At 48.3% G+C, this 23,748-nt stretch carries 22 protein-coding genes, 1 tRNA gene and 1 other annotated feature; of the genes, 5 read left to right on the plus strand and 18 right to left on the minus strand.

Translation table 11 applies throughout. From position 1 onward, the window contains the following. Positions 1 to 8 precede the first annotated feature (8 nt). A complete protein-coding gene (locus BN98_RS03280) occupies positions 9 to 1,001 on the minus strand; it encodes an aspartate-semialdehyde dehydrogenase (RefSeq protein WP_019189749.1) in 993 nt (330 codons plus the stop codon). Next, positions 998 to 2,308, minus strand: coding sequence for an aspartate kinase (locus BN98_RS03285; RefSeq protein WP_019189748.1), 1,311 nt, complete (start codon positions 2,306 to 2,308; stop codon positions 998 to 1,000). Before BN98_RS03285 ends, BN98_RS03280 begins: the two co-directional genes overlap by 4 nt. A 237-nt stretch (positions 2,309 to 2,545) precedes the next feature. On the opposite strand from BN98_RS03285, the gene BN98_RS03290 reads away from it, so the two are divergent. Then, positions 2,546 to 3,172 carry an epoxyqueuosine reductase QueH gene (locus BN98_RS03290; RefSeq protein ID WP_019189747.1) on the plus strand — a complete coding sequence of 209 codons (627 nt, stop codon included), beginning with the start codon at positions 2,546 to 2,548 and terminating at the stop codon, positions 3,170 to 3,172. Between the two features lie 8 nt (positions 3,173 to 3,180). Here the strand turns inward: BN98_RS03290 and BN98_RS03295 are convergent, their stop codons facing one another. Further along, entirely contained in the window at positions 3,181 to 3,750 is a 570-nt protein-coding gene (locus BN98_RS03295) for a 5-formyltetrahydrofolate cyclo-ligase (protein WP_019189746.1), read from the minus strand. Positions 3,751 to 3,905: 155 nt separating this feature from the next. Here BN98_RS03295 and BN98_RS03300 point away from each other — a divergent pair, with 155 nt between their 5' ends. Beyond that, on the plus strand, positions 3,906 to 4,343 hold the full coding sequence (locus BN98_RS03300; RefSeq protein ID WP_019189745.1) for a deoxycytidylate deaminase: 438 nt from the start codon (positions 3,906 to 3,908) through the stop codon (positions 4,341 to 4,343). 615 nt (positions 4,344 to 4,958) lie between these two features. On the opposite strand, the gene BN98_RS03305 is transcribed toward BN98_RS03300, so the two are convergent. The 8 genes from BN98_RS03305 to BN98_RS03340 all read right to left on the minus strand — a co-directional run bounded on the left by BN98_RS03305 (position 4,959) and on the right by BN98_RS03340 (position 15,127). Then, the gene (locus BN98_RS03305; protein WP_019189744.1) at positions 4,959 to 5,330 is read right to left on the minus strand and encodes a RidA family protein; all 372 of its coding nucleotides are present in this window, start codon (positions 5,328 to 5,330) and stop codon (positions 4,959 to 4,961) included. 81 nt (positions 5,331 to 5,411) lie between these two features. After that, the gene (locus BN98_RS03310; protein ID WP_019189743.1) at positions 5,412 to 7,013 is read right to left on the minus strand and encodes a VWA domain-containing protein; all 1,602 of its coding nucleotides are present in this window, start codon (positions 7,011 to 7,013) and stop codon (positions 5,412 to 5,414) included. Between the two features lie 228 nt (positions 7,014 to 7,241). Further along, entirely contained in the window at positions 7,242 to 8,108 is an 867-nt protein-coding gene (locus BN98_RS03315) for a MetQ/NlpA family ABC transporter substrate-binding protein (protein WP_019189742.1), read from the minus strand. A 37-nt stretch (positions 8,109 to 8,145) separates the two neighbouring features. Continuing rightward, positions 8,146 to 8,790, minus strand: a complete 645-nt coding sequence (locus tag BN98_RS03320; RefSeq protein WP_019189741.1) for a methionine ABC transporter permease — start codon at positions 8,788 to 8,790, stop codon at positions 8,146 to 8,148. Further along, positions 8,787 to 9,791, minus strand: coding sequence for a methionine ABC transporter ATP-binding protein (locus tag BN98_RS03325; protein WP_019189740.1), 1,005 nt, complete (start codon positions 9,789 to 9,791; stop codon positions 8,787 to 8,789). The genes BN98_RS03320 and BN98_RS03325 overlap by 4 nt, the downstream gene beginning before the upstream one ends. A 52-nt stretch (positions 9,792 to 9,843) precedes the next feature. Beyond that, positions 9,844 to 10,070, minus strand: a binding site (T-box leader). A 98-nt stretch (positions 10,071 to 10,168) separates the two neighbouring features. Then, positions 10,169 to 10,867 carry an ABC transporter ATP-binding protein gene (locus BN98_RS03330; protein WP_019189739.1) on the minus strand — a complete coding sequence of 233 codons (699 nt, stop codon included), beginning with the start codon at positions 10,865 to 10,867 and terminating at the stop codon, positions 10,169 to 10,171. Positions 10,868 to 10,881: 14 nt separating this feature from the next. Further along, positions 10,882 to 13,419, minus strand: coding sequence for an ABC transporter permease subunit (locus BN98_RS03335; protein ID WP_019189738.1), 2,538 nt, complete (start codon positions 13,417 to 13,419; stop codon positions 10,882 to 10,884). Positions 13,420 to 13,645: 226 nt separating this feature from the next. Next, positions 13,646 to 15,127 (minus strand): SLC13 family permease, encoded by a 1,482-nt coding sequence (locus BN98_RS03340; protein WP_040942521.1) that lies wholly within the window; start codon positions 15,125 to 15,127, stop codon positions 13,646 to 13,648. Positions 15,128 to 15,214: 87 nt separating this feature from the next. Here BN98_RS03340 and BN98_RS07845 point away from each other — a divergent pair, with 87 nt between their 5' ends. The 3 genes from BN98_RS07845 to BN98_RS03355 are packed head-to-tail and all read left to right on the plus strand — an operon-like array spanning position 15,215 to position 17,999. Continuing rightward, positions 15,215 to 15,589, plus strand: coding sequence for a chorismate mutase (locus BN98_RS07845; protein ID WP_019189736.1), 375 nt, complete (start codon positions 15,215 to 15,217; stop codon positions 15,587 to 15,589). Continuing rightward, positions 15,586 to 17,082, plus strand: a complete 1,497-nt coding sequence (locus BN98_RS03350; RefSeq protein ID WP_019189735.1) for a carbon starvation CstA family protein — start codon at positions 15,586 to 15,588, stop codon at positions 17,080 to 17,082. Before BN98_RS07845 ends, BN98_RS03350 begins: the two co-directional genes overlap by 4 nt. 14 nt (positions 17,083 to 17,096) lie before the next feature. Continuing rightward, positions 17,097 to 17,999, plus strand: a complete 903-nt coding sequence (locus BN98_RS03355) for a polyphosphate kinase 2 family protein (RefSeq protein WP_019189734.1) — start codon at positions 17,097 to 17,099, stop codon at positions 17,997 to 17,999. A gap of 54 nt (positions 18,000 to 18,053) precedes the next feature. Here BN98_RS03355 and BN98_RS08140 read toward each other — a convergent pair whose 3' ends face one another. From BN98_RS08140 to BN98_RS03385, 7 genes are all read right to left on the minus strand, one after another. Then, entirely contained in the window at positions 18,054 to 18,413 is a 360-nt protein-coding gene (locus BN98_RS08140; RefSeq protein ID WP_019189733.1) for a hypothetical protein, read from the minus strand. A gap of 28 nt (positions 18,414 to 18,441) precedes the next feature. Further along, positions 18,442 to 18,819 carry a hypothetical protein gene (locus tag BN98_RS03360; RefSeq protein WP_019189732.1) on the minus strand — a complete coding sequence of 126 codons (378 nt, stop codon included), beginning with the start codon at positions 18,817 to 18,819 and terminating at the stop codon, positions 18,442 to 18,444. 14 nt (positions 18,820 to 18,833) lie between these two features. Then, positions 18,834 to 19,655 (minus strand): pyridoxamine kinase, encoded by an 822-nt coding sequence (locus tag BN98_RS03365; protein ID WP_019189731.1) that lies wholly within the window; start codon positions 19,653 to 19,655, stop codon positions 18,834 to 18,836. A 66-nt stretch (positions 19,656 to 19,721) separates the two neighbouring features. Beyond that, positions 19,722 to 21,404, minus strand: a complete 1,683-nt coding sequence (locus tag BN98_RS03370) for a nucleoside kinase (RefSeq protein ID WP_019189730.1) — start codon at positions 21,402 to 21,404, stop codon at positions 19,722 to 19,724. Positions 21,405 to 21,512: 108 nt separating this feature from the next. Next, positions 21,513 to 21,585 (minus strand) — tRNA-Ala (locus BN98_RS03375). 88 nt (positions 21,586 to 21,673) lie between these two features. Further along, positions 21,674 to 22,450, minus strand: coding sequence for a beta/alpha barrel domain-containing protein (locus BN98_RS03380; RefSeq protein ID WP_019189729.1), 777 nt, complete (start codon positions 22,448 to 22,450; stop codon positions 21,674 to 21,676). A gap of 42 nt (positions 22,451 to 22,492) precedes the next feature. Further along, positions 22,493 to 23,659: an iron-containing alcohol dehydrogenase gene (locus tag BN98_RS03385; RefSeq protein ID WP_019189728.1), complete on the minus strand. Its 1,167-nt coding sequence runs from the start codon at positions 23,657 to 23,659 to the stop codon at positions 22,493 to 22,495. Between the last annotated feature and the right edge of the window lie 89 nt (positions 23,660 to 23,748).

The raw sequence follows: 23,748 nt of genomic DNA on the forward strand, positions 1-23,748 counted from the left end.
ACTTCCCCCTATTCGTTTCGTTGTAACCAAGCTTCTGCAATTTGCACCGAATTCGTTGCTGCGCCCTTGCGGATATTATCTGCCACGCACCACAGGTGGATTGTATTATTCTGCGACACATCGCGATGGATGCGTCCCACAAATATTTCATCTCGATCCTTGCAATCCATTGGCGTCGGATAGACCAAGTGCGCGGGATCATCCTTAACAATAATGCCGTCAGTGGCTTCCAATGCCTTACGCACCTCGGCCACAGAAAAATCTTTTTCCAGCTCCGCATCAATGGCTACAGCGTGTCCGAAATCCACCGGAACGCGCACGCACGTTGCGGTCACTGCCAGTTGCGGCAAGTCTAGGATTTTTCGGGTTTCCTGTATCATTTTCCATTCTTCTTTAGTGTATCCGTCGTAATCGCCGTTAAGAAACACATCAATGCGCGGAATCACATTCTTCGGCAGTGGTACGTCAAACGTCGTTGTCGTGCCGTTTTCCAGGTCATGGAGTCCCTTCATACCCGCACCGGCTGCCGCCTGATACGTAGCATAAACGACACGCTTTAACCCATAAAGGTCGCGTAAAACCTTTAGCACTGCCATGCACTGAATGGTGGAACAGTTGGGGTTAGCGATGATGCCATGATAGCCATCTAAAACATCGGCATTCACTTCCGGTACCACCAGAGGAATACCCGGTGTCTGTCGCCACTGGGAACTGTTGTCGATAACCGTAACGCCCTTCTCCGCTGCAATGGGTGCAAAGCGTTCACTCGTGGAGGCACCTGCCGAAAACAGTGCCAGATCAATCGATTGGTCAAAGGAATGCTCTGTGAGTTCCTCTACCGTCCACGTCTTGCCCTGAAACTGCAGTTCTTTTCCTGCCGATTTTTTGGTTGCCATCGGAAAGAGCCGATTGACCGGAAAATTGCGTTCCTCCAGCACTTTTCGCATCATCGTGCCAACCAGACCTGTTGCGCCGACAACGGCAACGTTATAGCGTTTCATGCTTCCTCCTTAAAGAATTCCCGATATAGGGCCTGTACTGCGGGTTTAAAGTTCTCTTTCCTCACGCCCAGGATAATATTCAATTCACTGGCTCCTTGCAAAATCATGCGCACGGAGATGCCCGCTGTGCCGAGAGCGGTAAAAAGACGCGCTGCGACGCCGGCGCGTTTGGCCATCCCCTCGCCAACGACGGCAAGAAGAGCAATGTCCTCCTGTACCTGGATCGCATCCGGCTCGCAGAAAATAGAAATTTCTTCCAAGATCTTTTTCTGTCGGCTCCGAAACGGATCTTCGCGAACAATGACGGATACCGTATCAATGGACGAAGGCATGTGTTCCACCGCGCATCCGTTGGCTTCAAACACGGACACCAGGCGACGCAAAAAACCGGAGTCGCCCGCGGCATGGCGTTTAGACACATGGACCAACATAAAGCCGTTTTTACCCGATATGCCCGTCACCACATGGCGGTGTTCGTCTTTAGACGGGACAATACGTGTCCCCTCCTCTTGCGGTGCATTGGTATTTTTAATATGGATGGGAACCCCCGCACGACGAGCCGGATACACGGCATCCTCATGCAGCACCTGGGCGCCCATATAGCTTAATTCATGCAATTCTTCATACGTAATCACTTCGATGGGGCACGGATCCTTGACAATACGCGGATCTGCGGCCAAAAAGCCCGACACATCTGTCCAGTTCTCGTACACCGGTGCTTGCAAAGCTGCCGCTAGAATGGATCCCGTAATATCGGAACCGCCACGTGAGAAGGTAACAATCTTTCCGGCTTCATCGGCACCGTAAAAACCCGGCACAACATAGCACCCCTCTTGCAGACGTTTTGCTGCCAGTTTCTGGCTAAGCGCCAAGTCCAAATCCCCCGCCTCGGTGAAACGCACAATTTCCGCAGCATCCACAAATTCAAAATCCAGTGCCGCCGCTAGGAGTCGCGCGCAAAGATATTCGCCGCGGCTCGCACAATAATCCGCTTCGGCGCCGTCGAAAATGGCCTGTTTAACAGTATCCAAATCGTCTTCAATCGGATAAGCGAGTCCCAAGCCGTTACGAATGTTCAAATATCGTTCCGCAATAGAAGAAAAAACTTCATTACCTCCCATATCAATGGAGGCGAGCTGGTGTGTCAAATAGAGCATATCGGTCACTTTGTGGCCGCCCGGTGTTCGCTTCCCCGGTGCCGAAACCACGATCACACGGCGTTTTGGATCCGCTTTTATAATATCGATGACTTTTTGACACTGATGGGCGTCCGCCAAAGACGATCCGCCAAACTTTGCAACCTTCATGCACCCTCCCCTTTCGCCTTCCATGGCGATTTCCTTGTTCCTTCAGTCTAACGATTATGAGGGGCAGCGTCAATGGAAGTTCATTCATTCCTTGTGATTTTTATTCTCCTTCAGTCTCAAAAAAAAAAGATATCGGTTTCCCTTTATCTCGAATTTGCGCTATGATACCTAAGAAGATTCCACCGTAGTTCAGGCTATCTCGGTGATATCGATCCTATGAAAATGAATGGAAAACGCATGGAAAAGATCAATTATCAAAAAATTTTAGACGAAACGCTGCGCGAGGTCGAAAAACGCGAAACACCTCCACGGCTTTTGTTGCATAGTTGCTGTGGCCCCTGTAGTACGTACGTGTTGGAATACCTCAGCGCCTATTTTGAAATCACAGTGTATTACTACAATCCCAATATCTATCCGCCCGAAGAGTATCGTTTTCGTGAAGCTGAACAGGAACATCTGATTGATGTTCTACCCGCCCGCTATCCGATTCATTTTCAAGCAGCGCCCTATGACCCGGAGACTTATTTTCAAGCAGTTCAGGGCATGGAAGATTTACCGGAAAAGGGATTGCGTTGCACCGTCTGCTTTCGGCTACGTCTCGAACAAGCCGCACGCTTTGCGAAATCACACGGTTTTGACTACTTTACGACTACGCTCTCCCTCTCCCCGCACAAAAATTCTCAACTTCTCAACACCATCGGCGGCGAATTGGCTGAAGAATTCGGTGTCCCCTATCTCTTTTCAGACTTTAAAAAGAAAAACGGCTTCAAGCGCTCTACCGAACTCACCGCCACATACGGCATGTATCGCCAGGACTATTGTGGCTGCAAATTCTCGTTGGCAGCGCGGCGTGAGCAGGATTGAAGGGGCGCTCACGCCCGATACACGCCCTCTTCCGTCACAACAACCGGCAGATGCACATCCCACGGATCCATTGGTACTTCCGGGACTGTTAAGCGATGAAAGCAGACCAGCGCCGTGTCACCACGGTAGACGGCCAGGAAGCGATCATAAAAGCCGCCACCACGCCCCATGCGAGCTCCGTCCAAGGTAGTCGTAAGACAAGGCACAATCGTGAGATCCACATCGTCTGGCGTAACGGTTGGAGCATCGGCGGCAGGCTCCGGAATGCCGAGTTTGCTCTTTTCCAAATCGTCTATGCGATCGATGCGGTGCAACGCCATCTTCCCCATGGACAAAACGCGCGGAACGATGAGCTCTTTGCTATCGTCTAAAATGGCCTCCAACAGCGAATGCGTATCGAGCTCACGATCCATGCTCACAAAGCAAAAGATGCGCTGTGCCTTTTGATACTCCGGCAAGGTGCGAATCGTATCGCAGATTTGCTTGCTGGCAGTGGCAATGTAATCCGAAGAAAGGCTCTTCCACTGTTCTTTGCACGCTTTACGAAACGCTTTTTTCTTTTCTTTTCGTTCTTCCATATATGCCTCCTGTATTCACAGAAATTGATTCATTACGTGATAAAATGGTAACACAATCTGATGATTATGCACGAAAAAGGGATTTTCCCGCATCGTATATCATTCGACAATGCAGGGCATCGCTACATCAATTAAAACATATACAAGGAGGAGCTATGGCTCGCAAAAGTTGGAATCAGTATTTCATGGAAATGGCGCAAACCGTTTCGGAGCGCGGCACCTGTGATCGCGCCTATGTGGGCTGTGTACTAGTCAATGAGGAGCATCGTATCGTCTCAACCGGATACAACGGCTCTGTTGCAGGCAATCCGCACTGTGACGAAATCGGTCACACCATGCGCGACGGACATTGCATCGCCACCATTCACGCCGAAATGAACGCGCTGCTCTATTGCGCCAAGTCGGGCATTTCGGTCAACGGCTGCACCTGCTATGTCACGCATTTCCCGTGTCTCAACTGCACGAAATCCCTGATTCAGGCGGGTATTAAACGTATCTATTATCGCGAAGGCTATCGCATGGACGACTATGCGATCGAACTGTTGGAGCGCAATCACATTCCGTATGAGCAGCTGAACGGCGAAGAAGACTAAGCTTCCAGGCCGTTGTATTGACGAATAGAGTTGTTTCCTAAAATCATAGCAATCCCCATGTTATAACGCCCAAGCGAAAATAACATGGGGTTCAATTTGCGCGATACCCCATGTTAAATGCAAAATCGCGAAATAACATGGGGTTCGATTTGCCGCGGTACCCCATGCTAAAATGCAAATTTGCGAAATAACATGGGGTGCCAGCGCTCTAAAAACGAAGAATTCTCCCATGTTAAAATCGAAATCACGAAATAACATGGGGTGCCGGCGTTCGAAAAATGCTGAAATACCCCATGTTAAATGCAAAAATGCGAAATAACATGGGGTTCAATTTGTCGCGGTCCCCCATGCTAAAACGTAAAATCGCGAAATAACATGGGGTGCCGGCACTCTAATAATGAAAAATTACCCCATGTTAAAATCGAAATCGTTAAATAACATGGGTTTCCCAGCGTAATCCGGCAAAAATTCACCCCATGTTAAAATCGAAATTGCAGAATAGCATGGGATTTCATCGGCCGGCACCAGAAGGGCGCCGCAAAATAAAAAAGCGATGCCTAAAAGGACATCGCTTTTTTATAGTACTCTTCCATTCGTGCCGGGGCGCGCGATTCTTTACTGAATTTCAGCTATTGCTTCGATTTCGCACAAGGCACCCTTAGGAATGTCTTTCACGGCAATACAGCTGCGTGCCGGCGTGTTCGTGAAATAGTCGGCGTACACTGCATTAAAGGCGGCGAAATCGTTGATATCGGCTAGGAAGCACAGCGTTTTCACCACATGGGTCATGTCCGTGCCTGCAGCTTCCAAGATAGCTTTCACATTTTCGCAACTCTGTTTTGTTTGCTCTTCGATCGTCTTGGGCATCTCGCCGGTTTCCGGATGGACCGGCAGCTGTCCCGAGGTATACACCAGATTTCCGGTAATTTGCGCCTGCGCATAGGGGCCGATGGCTCCCGGCGCATTTTTGGTATTTACGACCTTCATCACAATCTCCTCTCTGTGCTTGTTCACACGTTCGTGGTCCTCTTCAGCATAACGAGAAGGTTATGGAAAGTAAAGAGCATTCTACTTGCTGTCCGGATGAACGCTTTCTTCCAGACGACTGGTATCCTCTTGCTGCGATTGGCTGTTTCCCCCTTTGTTGGAATAGTCTTTCCAATAGTCACTGCTCGGATTGACGCGACTCGTCATCGGAATCACCGCGACGGTTTCGCCGAGGCGAGGGGTAATGGCAGCAAAATAGTCTTGGGATTCCTTCTCTCTTTTAGCCGCTTCTTCTTCAAAGAGAGCGGTAATTTTTTGATAACGCTCCTCAATCAGAGCCCGCAGTTTCTTTTCCACCTGACTTCCGGAGGGAAAAAGGCCCACATCCGGCGCACCGGCATAGGAAAGTAGCGTGGTCAGAGAATTTTTCTCCGCAATGGGTCCATTTTGTAAGTGAATTTTGTTATGGGATAAGCAGCCGGTATGAAGCCCCTTGAGCGTATTCAGCAGTGCGGTGTCCAGTTTCTGCCATTTATAGGTAGAATAGGCAAGCTCATGGATGGTTTGCAATTCTCCGGTCAGACTTGCCGCATCATATGCCGAGGCATAGTACCCTTCCGCAGCATCCGCGATCTGTTTAAGTACGAGATTTTGGTTTGCATCAACATTAAAGCCGATGATCCCGAGAACGATGTTGGCGTGCTCTCCCTTCAGCTTATTCGCCATGGCGATCGGATCACCACCACAGGTTTCGATTCCATCGGTGACAATAAAGAGAATATTAAGGTCTTTTTCTTCCTTGAAGGATGAAAGATCTTTCACCCCTTCTTCCATCGATTTCGCAATACAGGTCCATCCGGTCGGACGAATGGGCTGAAGCGACGCATTCATCTTGTCCTTGTCCAGTACATCAATCGGATGGATCAGTTCACAGGCTGCACAGGATTCTTTCTTTCCGCTTTCCTCGTTATTCCCCTTATGGCCGAAAACGCGAAGCCCCACTTTTGCCTTTTCCGGCATTTTGGAAAGCACGTCGCCAATGGACTGCTTCGCAATCTCCATCATGGTTTTTCCATCAATGTTCTTGGCCATGGAGCCAGAGCAATCCAGGACGATTTCGAGATGAACATTGACGTCTTCGTTAATTTTTTTATGGGTGAACGGATCCTCCATATCCTTCTTGAACACCACGTAGGAATAGCGTTCAATCGGCTCAAACACCGGATAATCATAGCCGGCAATATAGAGAAACTGTTGAAAAAGATGCTGTATTTCTTTATCGCTTGCCTCTTCCGTCAGCTTCGGCGCAATCTTTTTGACTTCTTCTTTCACCTGCCGATTCCAGGTTTTAACATTTTCCTGGTAGTGCTCTTCATAGACGCTGGGAAACCTGCAAATTCCACCGGCCGCATCAACAATGGCATCATAGGTATAGTTCACCGCAGGCAAGGGCCCATTGACCCCTTCTTTTCGTTGGTAATCCTCTTCCGATTTTCCTTGTTGTGCGGATACGGTATCCTGCTCGCCTTTGTCAGAGGAAGATTGTGCGGTGTCATCTTTTTTTTCTGTTGTAACGGCCTTCTGCGCATCGTCGCTACGGGATTCCTTCTTATTTGTGCAGCCACTTGCCAGGAGCAAGAGAGCAAACGAGATGCCTAGGATGGGTACAAGCTTTTTTTTCATGATCGTCACCCTTTCTTCCACGTGGAACGTCATTGCTAAACCCTGTCTATTTTTCTATCTATCTCTATACAGAATATTCTATCTTTATAGTCGTCTTTCCATGTTAAATATTTTCCTACTTTGTTTTAATTTTCTGTAAAGTTTCACGTTGAAAATTACTCCATCCGAAAAACAAAAAGCGGCCGCCCATGCGACCGCCTTTTGGATATTCCTGTGGAAACGACTGCTTTAGAATGCCGGAATAACCGCACCCTGATACTTATCATTGATGAACTTCTTCACCGTCTCGGAATTCAATTCTTCCATCAGGATCTTGAACTTCTCTTCCTTCTCTTCCCCTTCGCGTACAACAACGATATTTACATACGGGCTATCCTTATCTTCAATGGCCAGGTTGTCCTTCAGCGGATTTAAGCCTGCGCCCAGAGCAAAGTTGGAATTGATGACGGCCAAATCAGCATCTTTGTAAGCACGTGCCAACGCAGCTGCTTCCATCGGGACGAAGGTCAACTTCTTCGGGTTCTCCGTGATGTTCTTTTCCGTGACGTTGATATTGGACGGATCGTCCAGTTTGATCAGGTTATTCTTAGCCAGCAACAGCAATGCGCGAGCGCCGTTAGAAACATCGTTCGGGATCAACACCTTGCCGCCTTCCGGTACTTCATCCAAGGATTTCAGCTTATCCGAGTACACAGCCATCGGTTCCAGATGCACGGCACCGATATTGGTCAGTTTCAAATTATTTTCCTTTTTGAAGGCATCCAGATACGGTTCATGCTGGAAGAAGTTAGCGTCAATTTCACCACTGGCCAGCGCATGGTTCGGCTGAACATAGTCATCAAAGTTGACAATTTCCAGTTCAACACCGCGCTTGGCCAAATTGTCCTTAATGGCTTCCACGATTTCCGCATGCGGAACGGGGCTGACACCAATTTTCAGTTTCACCGGTTTCTCGGCAGTAGCCGCTTCTGATGCTTTCGACGTTTCGGTTTTTGCCTGTTCCGATCCTGCCTGGCTGTTATCAGCCGGTTTGTTACCGCAGGCCGTGAAAATCAGGGCCAGGGCAAAGACGAGTGCGAGTAAAGATTTTTTCATAATTCCTCCTAGGTTCTGCTTGTTTCTGAGTGACGGTTTACTTCTTATTGATAGAACGGGCAGCGGATGTGCCCACGAGTTGAATAAGTTGTACGATGACGATGATCACAATGACCGCGCCCCATAAAAGATCTTCCTGGCGCCGATAGTAGCCGTAGCGCTGCGCCACGGCGCCCAATCCGCCACCACCCAAGGCACCGGCCATTGCCGTGTACCCGATAAGGTTAATGAGCGTGGTTGTAATGGCTTGAATAAGCGATGGCAATGCTTCGGGCAGCAGCACTTTCCAAATGATCTGTGCATTTGTCGAGCCCATGGCCTTGGCCGCTTCCACAATGCCGGCATCCACCTCGTTAAGGGATGTTTCGACCAAACGAGCGAAAAACGGTGCCGCCGATGCTGCCAGCGAAAAGATCATCGCTGTGGAACCAATGGATGTACCGATGACGGCACGCGTTACGGGGATTAACAGGATCATCAGAATTACGTAAGGAATCGAGCGACATACATTCACGAGCACATCCAGAATGCGATAGCCCGGAATGTTCTCCGACAGACCGCCTTTTTGCGTAAGATAGAGGACAATACCAATTGGCGTGCCGACCAAGATAGCGAACAAACCGCCAAAAAACACCATGTAAAACGTCTCTATCGTTGCTTCAATCAGAATCTCTGTCATCATTTCAGCACCTCCACTTCTACCTGCTCTTGAAAGGCCTGCAGGGCACGTTTTCTTTCTTCTTCCGACCCCGTCAGCTCGACTACGACATAGCCAATTTCTCCCTGGCGGAAAGTATCAATATTCGCGGAAAGGATGGAGATCCCTACCGGAACCTTTTTTAACACTTCCGCAATGAGCGAATCCTGAATCTCCTCATTGCGATAGGTGAGTTTCACAACGTCGCCCGCAAATTCGCGATCCTGCAAGAAACCAAATTCATCGGCATCCTGCAATTTAGAAATAAAGGACTTCGTGACCGGATGTTTCGGGTGGAAGAAAATATCATTAGTTGAGCCTGTCTCAACGATCTCCCCTGCTGCCATGACGGCAATGCGATCACAAATCTCTTTCGCCACTTCCATCTGATGCGTAATCATGATGATGGTAGTTTTATACGTCTGTGCCAGGTCGCGCAACAGTTCCAACACCGATGCCGTATTCTTCGGATCCAGTGCCGACGTACCTTCATCCGAAAGCAAGATCTTCGGCTGCAAGGCCATCGCTCTGGCAATGGCTACCCGCTGCTTCTGCCCACCGGAGAGTTCGGAAGGATACGCATTGCCGCGCTCCGCTAAGCCGATGAAATGCAGCAGCTCTTCCGTCCGCTCCTGAATTTTGGATTTTTCCCATCCCGCAATTTCCAGCGGATATGCAATATTTTTTCGGATGGTCTTTTGGTTAAAGAGATTAAAGGACTGGAAAATCATGCCTATTTCCTTGCGCGCCTTTAACAGCTCCTTTTCCTTCAAATTCGTGATGTCTACATCATCGATAATCACCTTGCCGGAGGTTGGCTCTTCCAAACGATTCAGCAAACGTACCAGCGTGGACTTTCCTGCGCCGCTCAAACCGATAATGCCGAAAATTTCGCCTTCCTCCACGGCGAAGGAAACGTCGCGCACAGCGTGCAACACACCATGCTCTGCGGGAAATTCTTTTGTTAAGTGTTCTGCTTTGATCAACTTTTGCTCCTTCCTGCGCCGAACGCATAAAAAAACGTCCTTTGTCACAATGACAAAGGACGAAATAAATTCCGCGGTACCACCTTACTTCGCATCAAATCGATGCGCACCTTCAAGCACTAACATGCTCTAACTCTGTAACGGGAGTGCCCGTACAACCCTATGATCGAATTGTCCCATCCGAGGCCATGTTCCCTTCGATTCCCACTCGCCCTTCTCAGCTACCGGGCTTCTCTGTAGAGTTTCTTTCGAAAGTACTCTTCTCTTCAACTGGTTTCTTATGAAGTTGGTGTTACTATACACGACTCGAAAATGGATGTCAACAGGTTTAGGAAAAATTTTTCCCATCGACACTCTGCGTCGGTGTGCTCTTTACGTTAGGATTCGCTTAAAAGCGGGAAAAGCTTCAGATAGTACTCTTCCGCTCTTCTTTCTCCTTCCTCTTCTCGGTATTCGATGATTTTTCCGTCTTTCAAAAAGAGAAACTCTTTCGTTAACTTTTCCATTTCCATCAAATTATGTGAGGATAGTAGAATCGCAGCTCCCTTTCGAGCATGATCCAAAAGTATGCGTCGTGTTTGTACAATGCGGGAAGGATCCAATCCATTGAATGGTTCATCCAAAATCATGAGTTTCGGATTGTTAAGTAAGGCCATCGCAATCAAAAGACTTTGTTTCATGCCAAGCGAATAAGTTTCGACCTTGCGTTTGACAAACGAATGAATGGAAACAAGATCGACGACTTCTTCTACTCGATTTTTGGGCAGCTTTTGCATGGAACGAATGTAGTTTAAGTGGTCGGCACCTGTCAGAAAGGGATAGAGCACGCGATTATCCTTCAAAAACGAACAGGATTTAAATATGCTAATATCTGTGTTGGGGTGCTCTAAAACGGTGATCTTACCGCTTTGGGGGCGAATTAAATTTGCAATCGTACTGAATAAGGTGGATTTTCCTGCCCCATTGGGGCCGATAACGCCATAAATGCCCGCTTCTTTTATCTGCAGATCGAGATCCCTTAACACAGGATGCTTTCCATAGGCTACATTGAGGTGTTGAATGGTTAAATAGGACATAGAACCTCCTTGGCTCAGCGTGTCTTCTGTATGCTTTGTCGCGACACAATGCTTCCTCCCAACAATAAGAAGAAGAGTGTCCACGCGCCTAATACCAGCAGTGCTTGAGAAACAGAAATGATGAATCCCTGATAAAAGAATAGGGAGCCGTCCACAAGGGCGGAAGTCTCCAAGTAACTGAAAGGATTCAAAGCCTTCCAATTGCAGGGCAACACAGCATTGAGAAATAACGATAAGGATGTAATGCCAAGTATTGCCATGAGTAGTGTTTCCTTATTGCGTGTAAAAATCGATACGAAAAGACTCAAGGAAGACAAGAAAGCCATCCAAAAAAGCAAAACCGGTAAACTCAGCATTAAAAATCGGCCTATGGACATCGTGCCTACCTTATCTCCATGAAAAGCAAGTACCGGAAAGCTGAATGATCCCCATCCGCTGATGCATAAAGCAAGAAATGTCGCTAGCAGCAGCAAGCCTATGAAAATTCCGGTTGCCAACAGAAAGTGTGCCGCCGCTTTTCGAATGTGAAAACGCCAACGTTCCAATGGCATTGTATAATTAATAGCTAACGATGAACCGGAACGTTTCTCTACCGTATAACCGGTGAACACCATATTTATTAAAAAAAGGAAAAGAACAATATCCCATTTTTGAACATAAAGAAGATCATACAGCCAAAAGGACACCCCCTCTTCGGGCAGTCGCAAATTCTGCTGTATTTGCCACCGCCCTACAGTATCGGTGTACTCTTCCCGTGGTGAAAACAGAAAAGCAGGCAGCAATATCGGTGCTTCCTGTTGCTCTTGCGCTTGTTCAAAAACCACCTTACTATCTTGCAATGATATCAGACTATTCTGGTGATGTTTATAGGCTTTGTCAAGGAGATATCCTTCGCGTCCTTCTTCGTCCATTTTATGATTCCACGAGTCATAATATCCGGCTCCATCTCCTTTCCGATAGCTCTCCTCACTTTGTTTCGCATTCTTGTATTGTTCAAGATACGTGTCGATCATATATTGATAGGGATTTTCTTGATCCGATTGCTCCGATACTTCATTTTTATCATCGTAACTATCTTCTGCAGCGTTCCACTTTTGCTTTTCCTTTTTTGCTTCTTGCATTGCTTCCAGATAAATGACGCTCCACCCCTTTCCCTCCTGCATCCCTTGTTTTTGCTCCAGTTTTTCTTCGTGAAGATTTAAAAATAAAATAAACAGATATGCCAGCAAGCCAATAAAATATATCCACGTCCGTCCCGACAACAAAATCTTTTTCCCTTCTATATAATAGACAGAGTGCTTTTTTATGGTGCTTTTGTCCTGTTGTGCAAAACGATTCGAAGTATAAAGACTACGTTTTTCAGTGATTACGGCAAGGGTGAAAAAAGCCACGCCGACACACTCCATAACTAAGTAAGGTCGGAAGCTACTCGCAAAGATCGTAATGTTTTTGTCGTAATCGATATAGCCTGTAAAAGCCTTGAAGGATTGGGAGATATAAATCGGATTCCATTGACTTTTAAGCAACGGGCTCGCACTGCTTCCCACAAACAGCGCCAAGTTAACCAAAAGAAGCACGGCAAGAACAGACTGTGTCTTTAATAAATTACCCAGTAAGAAACAAAAAGTGATTTCCAAAAAAACAAGGGACATAAAAGCAAAACACATTTTTACAAGAAGTGGTCCGCCACAAATCAAGTTAGATGCCGGCAAATTAGTAAAGCGACGAAATGCATCTTCCCATCCCCCCAAGGGAACGCCTAAAAAGCAGAAAAGCAAAGTCAAGCCTAGGAATAAAACAGCCAGATAAAAGAAAATACAGAAGAAAATGGCAACCAGTTTAGACGCCATCTGCCGTACGGACGATGCCGGTTGTGTTTTTAATAAGTACGTTGTTCCCATTTCTCTATCCCTTGATTGAGAAGCATAAAATAATAGGGAAAAGAAAAATATAGCGGGTAACCCAAGGTAAAGAGGCGCATAATAAATTATATTTTGAATGGTCGAATCATATAGGCCGCCCATGTAGAGATATGGAGCAGAGGCCTTCTCTTGATGATCGGCTAAATAGGTAAAAAGCTGAATCTTCCATTGCAAGTTTCTTTGAAACATTGCATTAGAAAACGAAAGTACATTCGGATATTTTTCTACAAATTGAGCATACGACTTGTAAAAGTGGAGTCGATTTTGAATATACGTGTTGACAGTTTTATAATAATTTTCATCTTTGCTAAAGTCTGAGAAAACATAGTATGGCTGCGTCAACTTCTGTGCCTCGTCCTCTAGAGAATAAAGCGTCCGTAAATCGTGAAGAGCATCCTTTTGGTTTATCTTTTCGACTTGTGTCACAAGCTCAGTTCTTTTTTCCAGCAATGGAGCGGTCGGCAAGTATTTCATGTCTATATCAGAGAAGGACGTCATCGTATCCTGCACTAATAATCCGGAGCCGGTTACTGCTTGATAAAACGTTATCCCTATGCAGAAAATAACAAATAAAAAAATCAATAAAAAATTTCTATTCCTCCAGTATTTCTTGATTTCAAAGCGTATCATTATTTCCTCCGATAGCCATTATAGCCGATAAAGATTTATGTTAAATGCCCTCTCAAGGAAACGTTATAGTTAATACTATAATTTAGCTTTCTAAGTATAAAATCCCTTTGTAAACAGCTTTACAAACTTTTCTTTGAGACGACGGGGCCACATGTTTTTCCTCCTGTCACTTTTCGCATAATTAATTATATGTTATATGCTACTGCAGCGCATGATACTGTGTTTTTTAGAACAGTGCGCTCCCCACGCTCATGCCCCACGCCGTCGTCACAAACACCGCAACTAGCATCGCTAAAAAACCGTAGAGCATCATCTGACGCATATTGGTCCAGCCGCTGGAGCCGGCAATGGCAACACAGGGCATGGCGGGCGGCGTGGCAAAGGCATAGGCGGAAAGCATACCGATGCTGGAAAGAAGCAATGCCGGATGCACCCCACCGAGTTGTGATACCATTGCTAAGGCAGCGGCACTCACTACGGTGGCTGTCACCATGTTGGAAGAAAGATTGGTTTGCAAGGCACTCCAGAGGGCAAAGAATAGAAACAGCATGACTGGCGAGAAACTTACCGCAATTGGCGCAACATGAGCGCTCACCCAGGCCATGACGCCCACGGACTTTTGGGTCAGCGCCCAGCCGATAGCGCCCGTTCCCGCGCACATCAAAATGGCCGACCAAGCGACGCCTTCCTTCAATGCTTTACCTAAATGCAGCAGGGGTTCGCCTTTTTCGGTAAAGATGGACAAGAGGACGCAGCCGAGAATGGGTGGAAATGCCGTCCCTAATTTAGACAGTGCCATAAGGGCCGTTTTTACGCCACCCTTTGGTAACATTCCGGAGAAGAGACCCGGCGCAATCCAAAGAAAAATCACAAAGAAAAACACCGCAATCACACGCTTCGTGCCCGGTTGTACCGCATTTTCTTTCCCGCTGGAAAGCAGACGCTTTTCAATTTCCATGGCACGCTCCATGTGCATCTCACTAACCGGCGGACGCAAGAAAAGTCGAAACACCACAACGACGAGAATCGCCGTCAATAGTCCGACCGGAATTGCCAGAGCGAGATAGGAAAGCGTCGATACGGTCGTTTTCGCAAACGCTTCATAGGCATTGATAGCAATGAGCGGAAACACATGAGCAATGGGTGTCATGCCGGAGGAGATCCCCGTCATAATAACCGTCCCCATCATGAGCATCGCTGCATTTTTATTGCCCTTCTCCAAAGACAGAATGGAACAAATTTCCTCGAGCATTGGCAGGTACAGAAAAAATAAGACAGTGGGCGAAATAAAGGAGCCTAAAAACAAAATGCTCGCAAAGTAGAGTGCCACAAAGTGCCAAGGGCCACGCTGCGCTAAGCGCGAGGTCATGAAGGATACCGCAATGCGCCGCAAAATCCCGGTCTTTGCCAGCGCATCCGTCAATACAAAGGTAAAGATGAGGAAAATAACGGTCGGGCTGCCAAAAGAAGCGGAAAAAATAGCTTTGCCGGTAAGCCCGGGCACCGTCATTAATGCACCGATTAATAAAAGAGAAGGCCAGTCGATGGCGACAAAGAGCCACAGAATGAGCACGCCTAAAAATAAGCCCAAAACTGCCATGCCGCCGTCGTTGAGGCCCGGAAACGGCGGTATGAGACGAAAGAATATCATAAAGCACAAAGCGAAACCGATCAGCATCGTCCGCCTGTGGTCTTGTTTTTGATTCATGTTGCACCTCACATTCTATTGGTTCCCTTAGAGGAACCATAACAATGCTATAATAGACGAAATAGGAACGATAAGGAAGGAGTCGCCATGAAAGCCTCAGAGCACGATCCCGCAGAGCTTAACGCATTGCGTCAAAAAATCGATGCGGTGGATTTACAAATTGCTGCGCTTTTTTGTGAGCGAATGCATATTGCTGCGCAAATTGCGAACTGGAAACGAGGCGCAGGTAAATCCATTTATGATCCAGCTCGCGAAAAGGCCATGCTCGAAACCCGTCTTTCGGCTCTTTCCGATCCGTCGCTGCGTCCCTATTATCCGAAAGTCCTAGCTGCTTTAACCGAAGTATCGCGCGCCTATCAGAGCGTTCTACTTGACGCAGCAAAGACAAGTGCGAATGAAACGGCGTCTTCTGTTGCTGAGCCGTACGCTCCTGCCGCAAAAGACGAGAAAGGGATCTCATGATAACCTTTTTGGTAGGCATCGCTCTGCTCCTGTGCGGCGGCTATTTGTATTCTCATTTTACGGAATGCGTCTTTCAGCCTGACGATCGCCACACGCCGGCGCAGCTGCGCGCGGACGGTATTGATTTTACCGCCATGCCGCGCTGGAAAAATGCCATCATCAATCTCTTAAGCATCACCGGCATCGGCGTGATTCTTGGCGCCATTCAAGCTGTGCTCTTCGGTCCGGCTGCCTTCATCTTTATTCCCTTGGGCAATATCTTTGCGGGGGCTGTCCATAATTATTTCAGTGGCATGATCGCCATGCGCAACCGCGGCTTTCAAATGCCGCGTCTCTTGGAAAAGTACCTGGGGGCAGGCGTCTCCCGCCTCTATCGGATTATACTGCTGTTTACGCTCTTTCTCTCCGGCATTGTGCTTCTCTACACCCCGGGGGACTATATCGCTTCGGTTTTGCCGAAGACATTGCCCATTCCGCAGCCCCTGCTTTTTGCGCTCATCTATGGCGTGCTGTTGCTGTATCTCATCATTACCACACTTTTTCCGATCGATCGCACTATTGGACGCATCTATCCGATGCTGAGCATTGTGCTTTTTGTATCCACCGCTATTCTTTTTATCGGAATCTTGCGTCATGGAAAAGGATACCTTCCTGAGTTTTGGCAAAGCACTCCTCGGTCAACTGTCTTAATGGAACAGCAGCCCCTTATTCCGGTTCTCTTTATCACGGTGACCGGCGGTATTTTATCCGGTTTGCATGGCACACAGGCCACCCTGCTTTCACGCACAATTCGCAAAGAATCCGAAGGGCGCATGGTTTTCTTCTACACCATGCTCTGGGAAGGTTTGTTAGCGATGTGCTGGGCCGCTGCAGCTATGATCGTTCTGGCACAACATCCGGCTATTACCCGGATCTCTGATCCCCTGCCCATGTTGGCACTCATTGCCAAAGAGTTTATGGGTGATTTCGGACCGCTCTTCGCCTTTCTGGTGTTGGTTATTTTCCCCTTGACCACTGGTGATACTCTATTTCGCGGCATTCGCCTCATCATCGCCGAAAACTTTCACGTTAACCAACGCCGTCCATGGAAGCGCTTTTTGACCACGGCTTGTGTCTTTGTCCCGGCCATTCTGATGCTTTTAATTGCCAAGTTACAGCCAAGCGGTTTCAATCGTCTCTGGCGTTACTACGGTTTTCTCAGTCAACTCCTGGCAGCCTTTGGATTAGCCATGATCAGCGTCTATTTGCATGCGCATTATAAGAATTATTGGATGGCCTTTTTACCAATGTTGGCCTCCAGTTTTGTTGCTTGTTCCTATATTCTGCATGCGCAAAGCGGACTGCATTTGGACGCGTTATTGGGTGCACCGGACAGCTATCGCGCTTCCAATACGGTGGCCGTTTGCCTGAGTGCGGCTTTCGGTCTTCTCGTATGGCACCATGCGGTGCGCAAAGCCCACGATATACGGATCCGTGACGATTTTCATCTCTAAAGAAAGGAAAAACCATGACAGAACACAAAAACTTGGATACGAAACGTTACTGCATTACCGATAAAGAGGTATCGCTGAAAAAGATTGATACTGATGATAAACAGGGATTGGACAAAGAAACGGGCAAACGCCTTTTAGCGGAAAATCAGAAGGATATGTTCGTTCTTCAAGAAAAACTCTACGCAGAAAACAAGCAGTCCCTCATCATTGTTTTACAAGCGATGGACGCTGCAGGCAAAGACGGCTGCATCAAGCACGTCATGCGAGGCCTGAATCCGCAAGGCACGCACGTTGTGTCTTTTAAGCAGCCCAGCAGTGAAGAATTGGATCGTGACTATCTGTGGCGCGTCAACCGCGCCCTGCCCCGTCGTGGCGAAATCGGCATCTTCAATCGCTCTCACTATGAAGAAGTCGTAGTCACTCAGCTGCACAATCTGGTGAAAGACCAGCAGCTTCCCAACGAAGTATTGAATAAGTCTATCTGGAAAGAACGCTACGAACAAATCAACAATTGGGAAAAATATCTGCGCCAGCAGGGCTTCCGCATGGTAAAATTCTTCCTCCATATTTCCAAAGAAGAACAACGCGAGCGCTTATTAGCTCGCATTGAAGAGAAAGATAAGAACTGGAAATTCTCTGCCGGCGACATCGCCGAACGCGAGCACTGGGACGACTATCAAGCTCTCTATGAAGAAGCTATTCGCAAAACCAGCCATGACTACTCCCCTTGGTATGTCGTTCCCGCCGACCACAAATGGTTCTCTCGGCTCATCGTTTCTCAAGTCGTCCGCGACACGCTGGAAGACATGGATCCCCAAATCCCGAAGCTTTCTAAAGAGGAAGAAAAGGACTTGGGAAAATGGCGCAACATTCTGGAGGCACAGTCGAAAACGCTTCACGAAGCGCCGAAGAATTAAGCATTACGAATGAAGACCTTCACCCTTAATGTTTCTGGGGTGAAGGCCTTCATTTTACCGTTGGTAATTGCGAAAACGCCAAGACCCACGGTAGGCGCGATGGCGCAAATCGCCGTTTTCTACCGTTGGTAATGGCAAAAACGCCAAAACCCACGGTACACGGGGCGGCGCAAATCGCCGTTTTGTACCGTTGGTAATTGCGAAAACGCCAAAGCCCCCGGTACGATCGACCTCATGCAGACCAATTTCATACCGTTGGTAATCGCAAAAACGCAAAAACCCACGGTGCTCGGGGCGGCGCAAATTTCCGTTTTCTACCGTTGGTAATGGCGAAAACGCCAAAACCCACGGTACGATCGGCCACGTGCAGTCCAATTTCATACCGTTGGTAATTGCGAAAACGCAAAAACCCACGGTACTATCGGCCGCCTGTAGTCCAATTTCATACCGTTGGTAATTGCAAAAACGCCAAAACCCACGGTACTATCAGCCGCCTGTAGTCCAATTTCATACCGTTGGTAATTGCGAAAACGCCAAAACCCACGGTACGCTGTGCGGTACAAATCGCCGTTTCATACCGTTGGTAATCGCAAAAACGCAAAAACCCACGGTGCTCGGGGCGGCGCAAATCGCCGTTTTCTACCGTTGGTAATCGCGAAAACGCAAAAACCCACGGTACGCTGTGCGGTACAAATCGCCGTTTCATACCGTTGGTAATCGCGAAAACGCCAAAACCCCCGGTACGATCGACCACATGCAGACCAATTTCATACCGTTGGTAATCTCGAAAACGCCAAAACCCACGGTACTCCTTTCGCATGCAATCTCTTTCTATTATCCAAGCGCTTGGATCAACTTGCCCAGCACCTTTTCAAAGCAGGCGCCGTACCAATGCGTTTGATCCCTATGAGTTTCTTCAATGGCGGCAAGCGTAAAGTTCGCAGCAATACGGGCCGCTTCAAGCAGCGTATTGCCGTGTAAAGCAGCGCCAACGAAAGCGGAGGCATAAATATCGCCGGTACCATGACAACCGGGATTTAAGCGAGGATGAGCGTAGTAATCCAGATGGCCATTTTCACATACGGCCACGCCGGTGGTGGAAGCATCGTAACTGACACCGGTAAGCACCACAGCTTTGGCGCCTTGTGCACAGAGCGCACGGCAAAGGGCTTCAATCCATGCCTCGTCATAGCTTTCTCGATAGGGCGTTTCGGTTAAAAGACATGCCTCGGTAATGTTTGGCAACAGCACATCAGCCACGGGCAGCAATGTCTTCATCGCCTGCACAAAGGCGTCGTCAAAACCGACGTACAATTTGCCGTTATCGGCCATTGCCGGATCGATATAGACCGGTGCCTGCTCCGTCAGAACACGTTCTTTCAAGGCTTTTACCATGGCAATCTGGCGAGCATTGCCAAGATAGCCGGTGTAGAGCGCATCAAAACGAAAGCCGAGTGTTTCCCATCGCTCCAGAATGTCGGACAAATCATCCGTCAGATCGCGAAATGTAAAGTCGGAAAAGGCGGTATGGTTGGATAAGACAGCAGAGGGCAACACACACGTTTCCACACCACATGCAGATAAGATGGGCAGAGCCACCGTTAAGGAACATTGGCCTACGCAGGACAGATCCTGCATCGTAACAATTCGAGCCATGACATCTCCTTTTACAATTTTCATAGAAAGCTATTCCGATTGCGCTTTGTCTTTTTTCAATAGCAATCACTCATGCACCAATTTACTTCCACCGATGAACTCTCGAAGAATTGACGTGTTCACAACATCCGAGGTATCCGTGAGCGGTAAAAAATACTGTAAAAGCGCTAAAATACGCACGGCTTCCACATGTTCCGGTTCCTCCGGGCCAATACCCTGTAGACGCTGCTCCAAAATGGGTTTTAACGCGGCAATTTCATAGACAAAAGAGGAATTAAACATCACATCAGCCAATTCCGAATAGGGGAAAATATTACGATTTTCCCCACGGCGTACATCCGGCCACGTGCGGATCGTTTCACGCACATCGCGGCCACGGAACTGCAGGTCTCTAGCCATACGGCGCATGAGACGTAAATCCGTTGTCGGAATGCGATTGTGCGCATCCAGATTGATCTGCGTAATGACGCTTAAGGCGATACGATATTTATAGCGATCCTCGACTTGCGCGCTGAGACGCGGATTTAAGGCATGAATGCCTTCCAAAAGAATGGGCTGTTCCGCTCCCAAGCGTACCATGTCACCGGTAAAGGTGCGATGGCCGGCTACAAAATCAAAGCGGATACGCGGTACCTCTTCCCCACGCAACAATGCCCGCATATCGCTATTAAACGTAGCCAAATCAATGGCTTCCAGGGCCTCAAAATCAGGCTCTCCGTCAACATCAAGCGGAGTTTTGTCCCGATCCACAAAATAATCATCCAAGGAAATAGCCACCGGCCGTTTGCCCAATACGCGCAGCGATGTCATGAGTTTATAGGCAAAACTGGTTTTTCCGGAGGACGAAGGTGCTGCAATCAGAACAATGCGCTTGTTGCGCCGTATAATGTCTTCGGCAATATGCATAACCTTTTGATCTTGCAGGGCCTCATTCATACGGCAAACATCGCCGATCGTACCGTTTTCAATACTGCGATTAAGCTGGGCGACCGTATAAATGCCTTGTCGTTCGGACCATTTTTCGGCCTCGTTATAGGTATCCGAAAGCAAATAGGTCGGAATGAAATTATTCACGCGTTTTTTATCTTCGCGATCCACCCCCAGCAAGACGATGCCGCGATCAAAAAGCTCCACATCAAACACGGATACATATGCCGTTGACGGCACCATATAACCGAAAAACGAATCCACCGCATTGCCCATCCGATAAATAGCCACGCGATCGCCCTTTTGCTGTGCAAATAAATCGACTTTATCCTGGCGTCCCAACGAACGAAAGAGTTGCTTGGCCTCTTCAAACGTCATGGTTTCTCGCACAATCGGAATATCCTCATCGATAATCTCGCGCATGGCACAACGCAGCGCATCGCGTTGATGCGTATCCAAGGTCACCGGCACGTCGTCTTTTTGAATCACACAGTAAAGGCCGCCGGAAATGGAGTGCTCGATCACTGTGCGCGTATCCGGAAACAGCCGATGCACCGCTTCCAGAAACACAAAAGAGAGACTGCGCATATACACACGATAGCCGTCCGTGTCCGTGGTATCAATGAGCGTGACCGCCTTGGCTACCTGCGGCACGACATGCGACAATTCAAAGAGTTGATTGCCCACACGCGCCAACACTATTTTCCCCTGCGCCCTCTTTTCCAACGATTGAGCCAATTGAGCAAACGTCATGGGGGTGTCCGGCAGACGCTGTGAAGGCACGGCACCCATAGAAGAAATCGTTATAGACAATGTGCGCATAGTAACCTCCCAGTTATTCAAAACGCTTTATTAATACTCTTCTGATACCCATTATGGGGAGACGAAAAAGCCCGCTCTTGTAAGGACAAGGGCGGGCTTTTTTACAAATGGATCTGATGGGATTCGAACCCACGACTTCCACGTTGCGAACGTGACACTCTCCCAGCTGAGTTACAGACCCATGGACTCAATGAAAAAATTCTACTCCTTTTTAGGCCAAATTGCAACCGCCTGTCTCACGGAGGAAGTGTCGTACACTACGTTTATCTTTAGTTGGATTCCGGATTTGGGGACACAAGGTCCGGCACCTCGGCGTCTTCCACCAGCACCAGAGAGCCATCATTTTCAGACGATGCCGGATCACCTGTGCGATAGTGTTCATTCATGGACATCGTAAAGAGCTCTGCCGTGCTTGGCGGAGTGTAGGTCAGAGCATTGGCTCCGGCTTCAATCGTTTCACGAATATACTCTTCGCGGTTTCCACCCGAAGCGATGATGGGGATGCTCGGATATTGCTGACGGATCTTCTTCACAATGGCGGCGGTATGACGCGCGCCGGCCACATTTAAGATGCGGGCGCCGGCATGGATACGACCGGCAATATTCTGATCCATAGAGGTAATGGTCACCACCACCGGAATATCGATGGCCTCGGCAACGGCTTTCAGATTTTCATTAGAAAATGCTGCATTCACAACGACTGCCATCGCTCCCTGACTTTCGACATCCTTCGCCAAATCGAGCGACCGTTGCCCTTGGGTGATGCTACCGCCCACGCCGGCAAAAACCGGAATGTAGGAATTCTTGATGATCGCGTCCGTAATGGATTGTTGCGGCGTGAACGGATAGACCGCAAACACTGCATCGGCATCGCAATTGCGGATGATCGCCAGATCCGTTGAAAACACAAAGGTTTTTATACGGCGTCCAAAGACGAGAATTCCGCTGGATTCACGCATCACCGGGGGTAATTCCAAAATGTTGTGGCGCAACACGCCGCCCACCTGAGGAATAAATTTGTGCTTATTTTCTTTTTTCTCGGCCATACAGATCTCCTTTTCGGACGAGGCATCGCTATATCTCTGTATTTACAGTGCGGAGCGATAGATCGCTTCTACATCCTCTTTTTTCAACGGTTGGAAACCCTCAATCGTACCGTCGGCGCGGGATACGCTATGCTCAGCCATCTCCGCCAAATGTTCTTCATCGATTCCCACCTCATGAAGGGTCATTGGAATGTGTAAGGAACGGAAGAAATCGGAAAGGGCTTGAATGCCTGCCTCCGCCTGCTCCTCGAGAGAATCCTTATGAATGTCAAAAACTCTTTCCGCAAAGCGTGCCAAACGCGGCATCGTTTGATCATTCATAAAATGACGCAGCCAATGCGGCGTTAATATGGCCAAGCCGACACCATGAGTGATGTCGTAGTACGCCGACAGCTCATGCTCCATGGCATGTACACTCCAAGACTGTGTCTTTCCGGTGCAAAGGAGCCCGTTGATGGCCCAGGAGTTCGCCCACATGAGATTCGCACGAGCTTCTTCCTTCTCCGGTTCTTCGAGAGCAATGGGACCGTACTTGATGCAAGTCCGTAAAATCGCTTCCGCCATGCTGTCCTGCAGGAAAGCACTATCGTCGACAGAAAAATAATTTTCCATGGTATGGCTCATGATGTCCGCCGTACCCGCTGCCGTATGCCAGGCGTTGACAGAATAGGTAAAGGTCGGATTGAGATACGACACACGCGGCAGAACCTTATTGCTGGCCCAGCCCAGTTTTTGCTTGGTCTCGGGATTGGAAATCACGGAATCGGGATCCATTTCAGAGCCCGTCGCTGCAACCGTCAGCACAACAGCAATGGGAAGTGCCTCTTTCACGTCCACTTTTCCCAGAACGATATCCCAGGGATCGCCCTCCGTTTTGCTTCCTGCCGCAATCAGCTTCGCACAGTCAATCGTGGAGCCGCCGCCGATCGGAAGAATCACGTCGACGTTTTCCTCTTTTGCCATGGCAATGCCCCGCTTGGCTTCTTCCAAACGCGGATTCGGAGAAATGCCTGCACACTCGACCGTTTCGACGCCCGCAGCATGCAATGCCTCCACAATCGTGTCAAAGATGCCGAGACGCTTTACGCTGCCACCACCCGTGACAAGCAGCGCCTTATTGCCCAAGGCTTTCACGCGCTTGGCAAAGTCTTTCTCCATCGCTTTTCCGAAAAGAATTTCCGTGGGAACATGAAATACAAAGTTATGCATAAACTCTCCCCTCTGTCCTGGTCCATAGCACCTAAGCGAACTACCGCTATTCGTAATTTTACACCTCAGAAACTGTTTTTCTTATACCC

Origin of the sequence: Levyella massiliensis (assembly GCF_000308275.2) — a bacterium.
GTDB classification, from domain to species: Bacteria; Bacillota; Clostridia; order Tissierellales; family Peptoniphilaceae; genus Murdochiella; species Murdochiella massiliensis_A.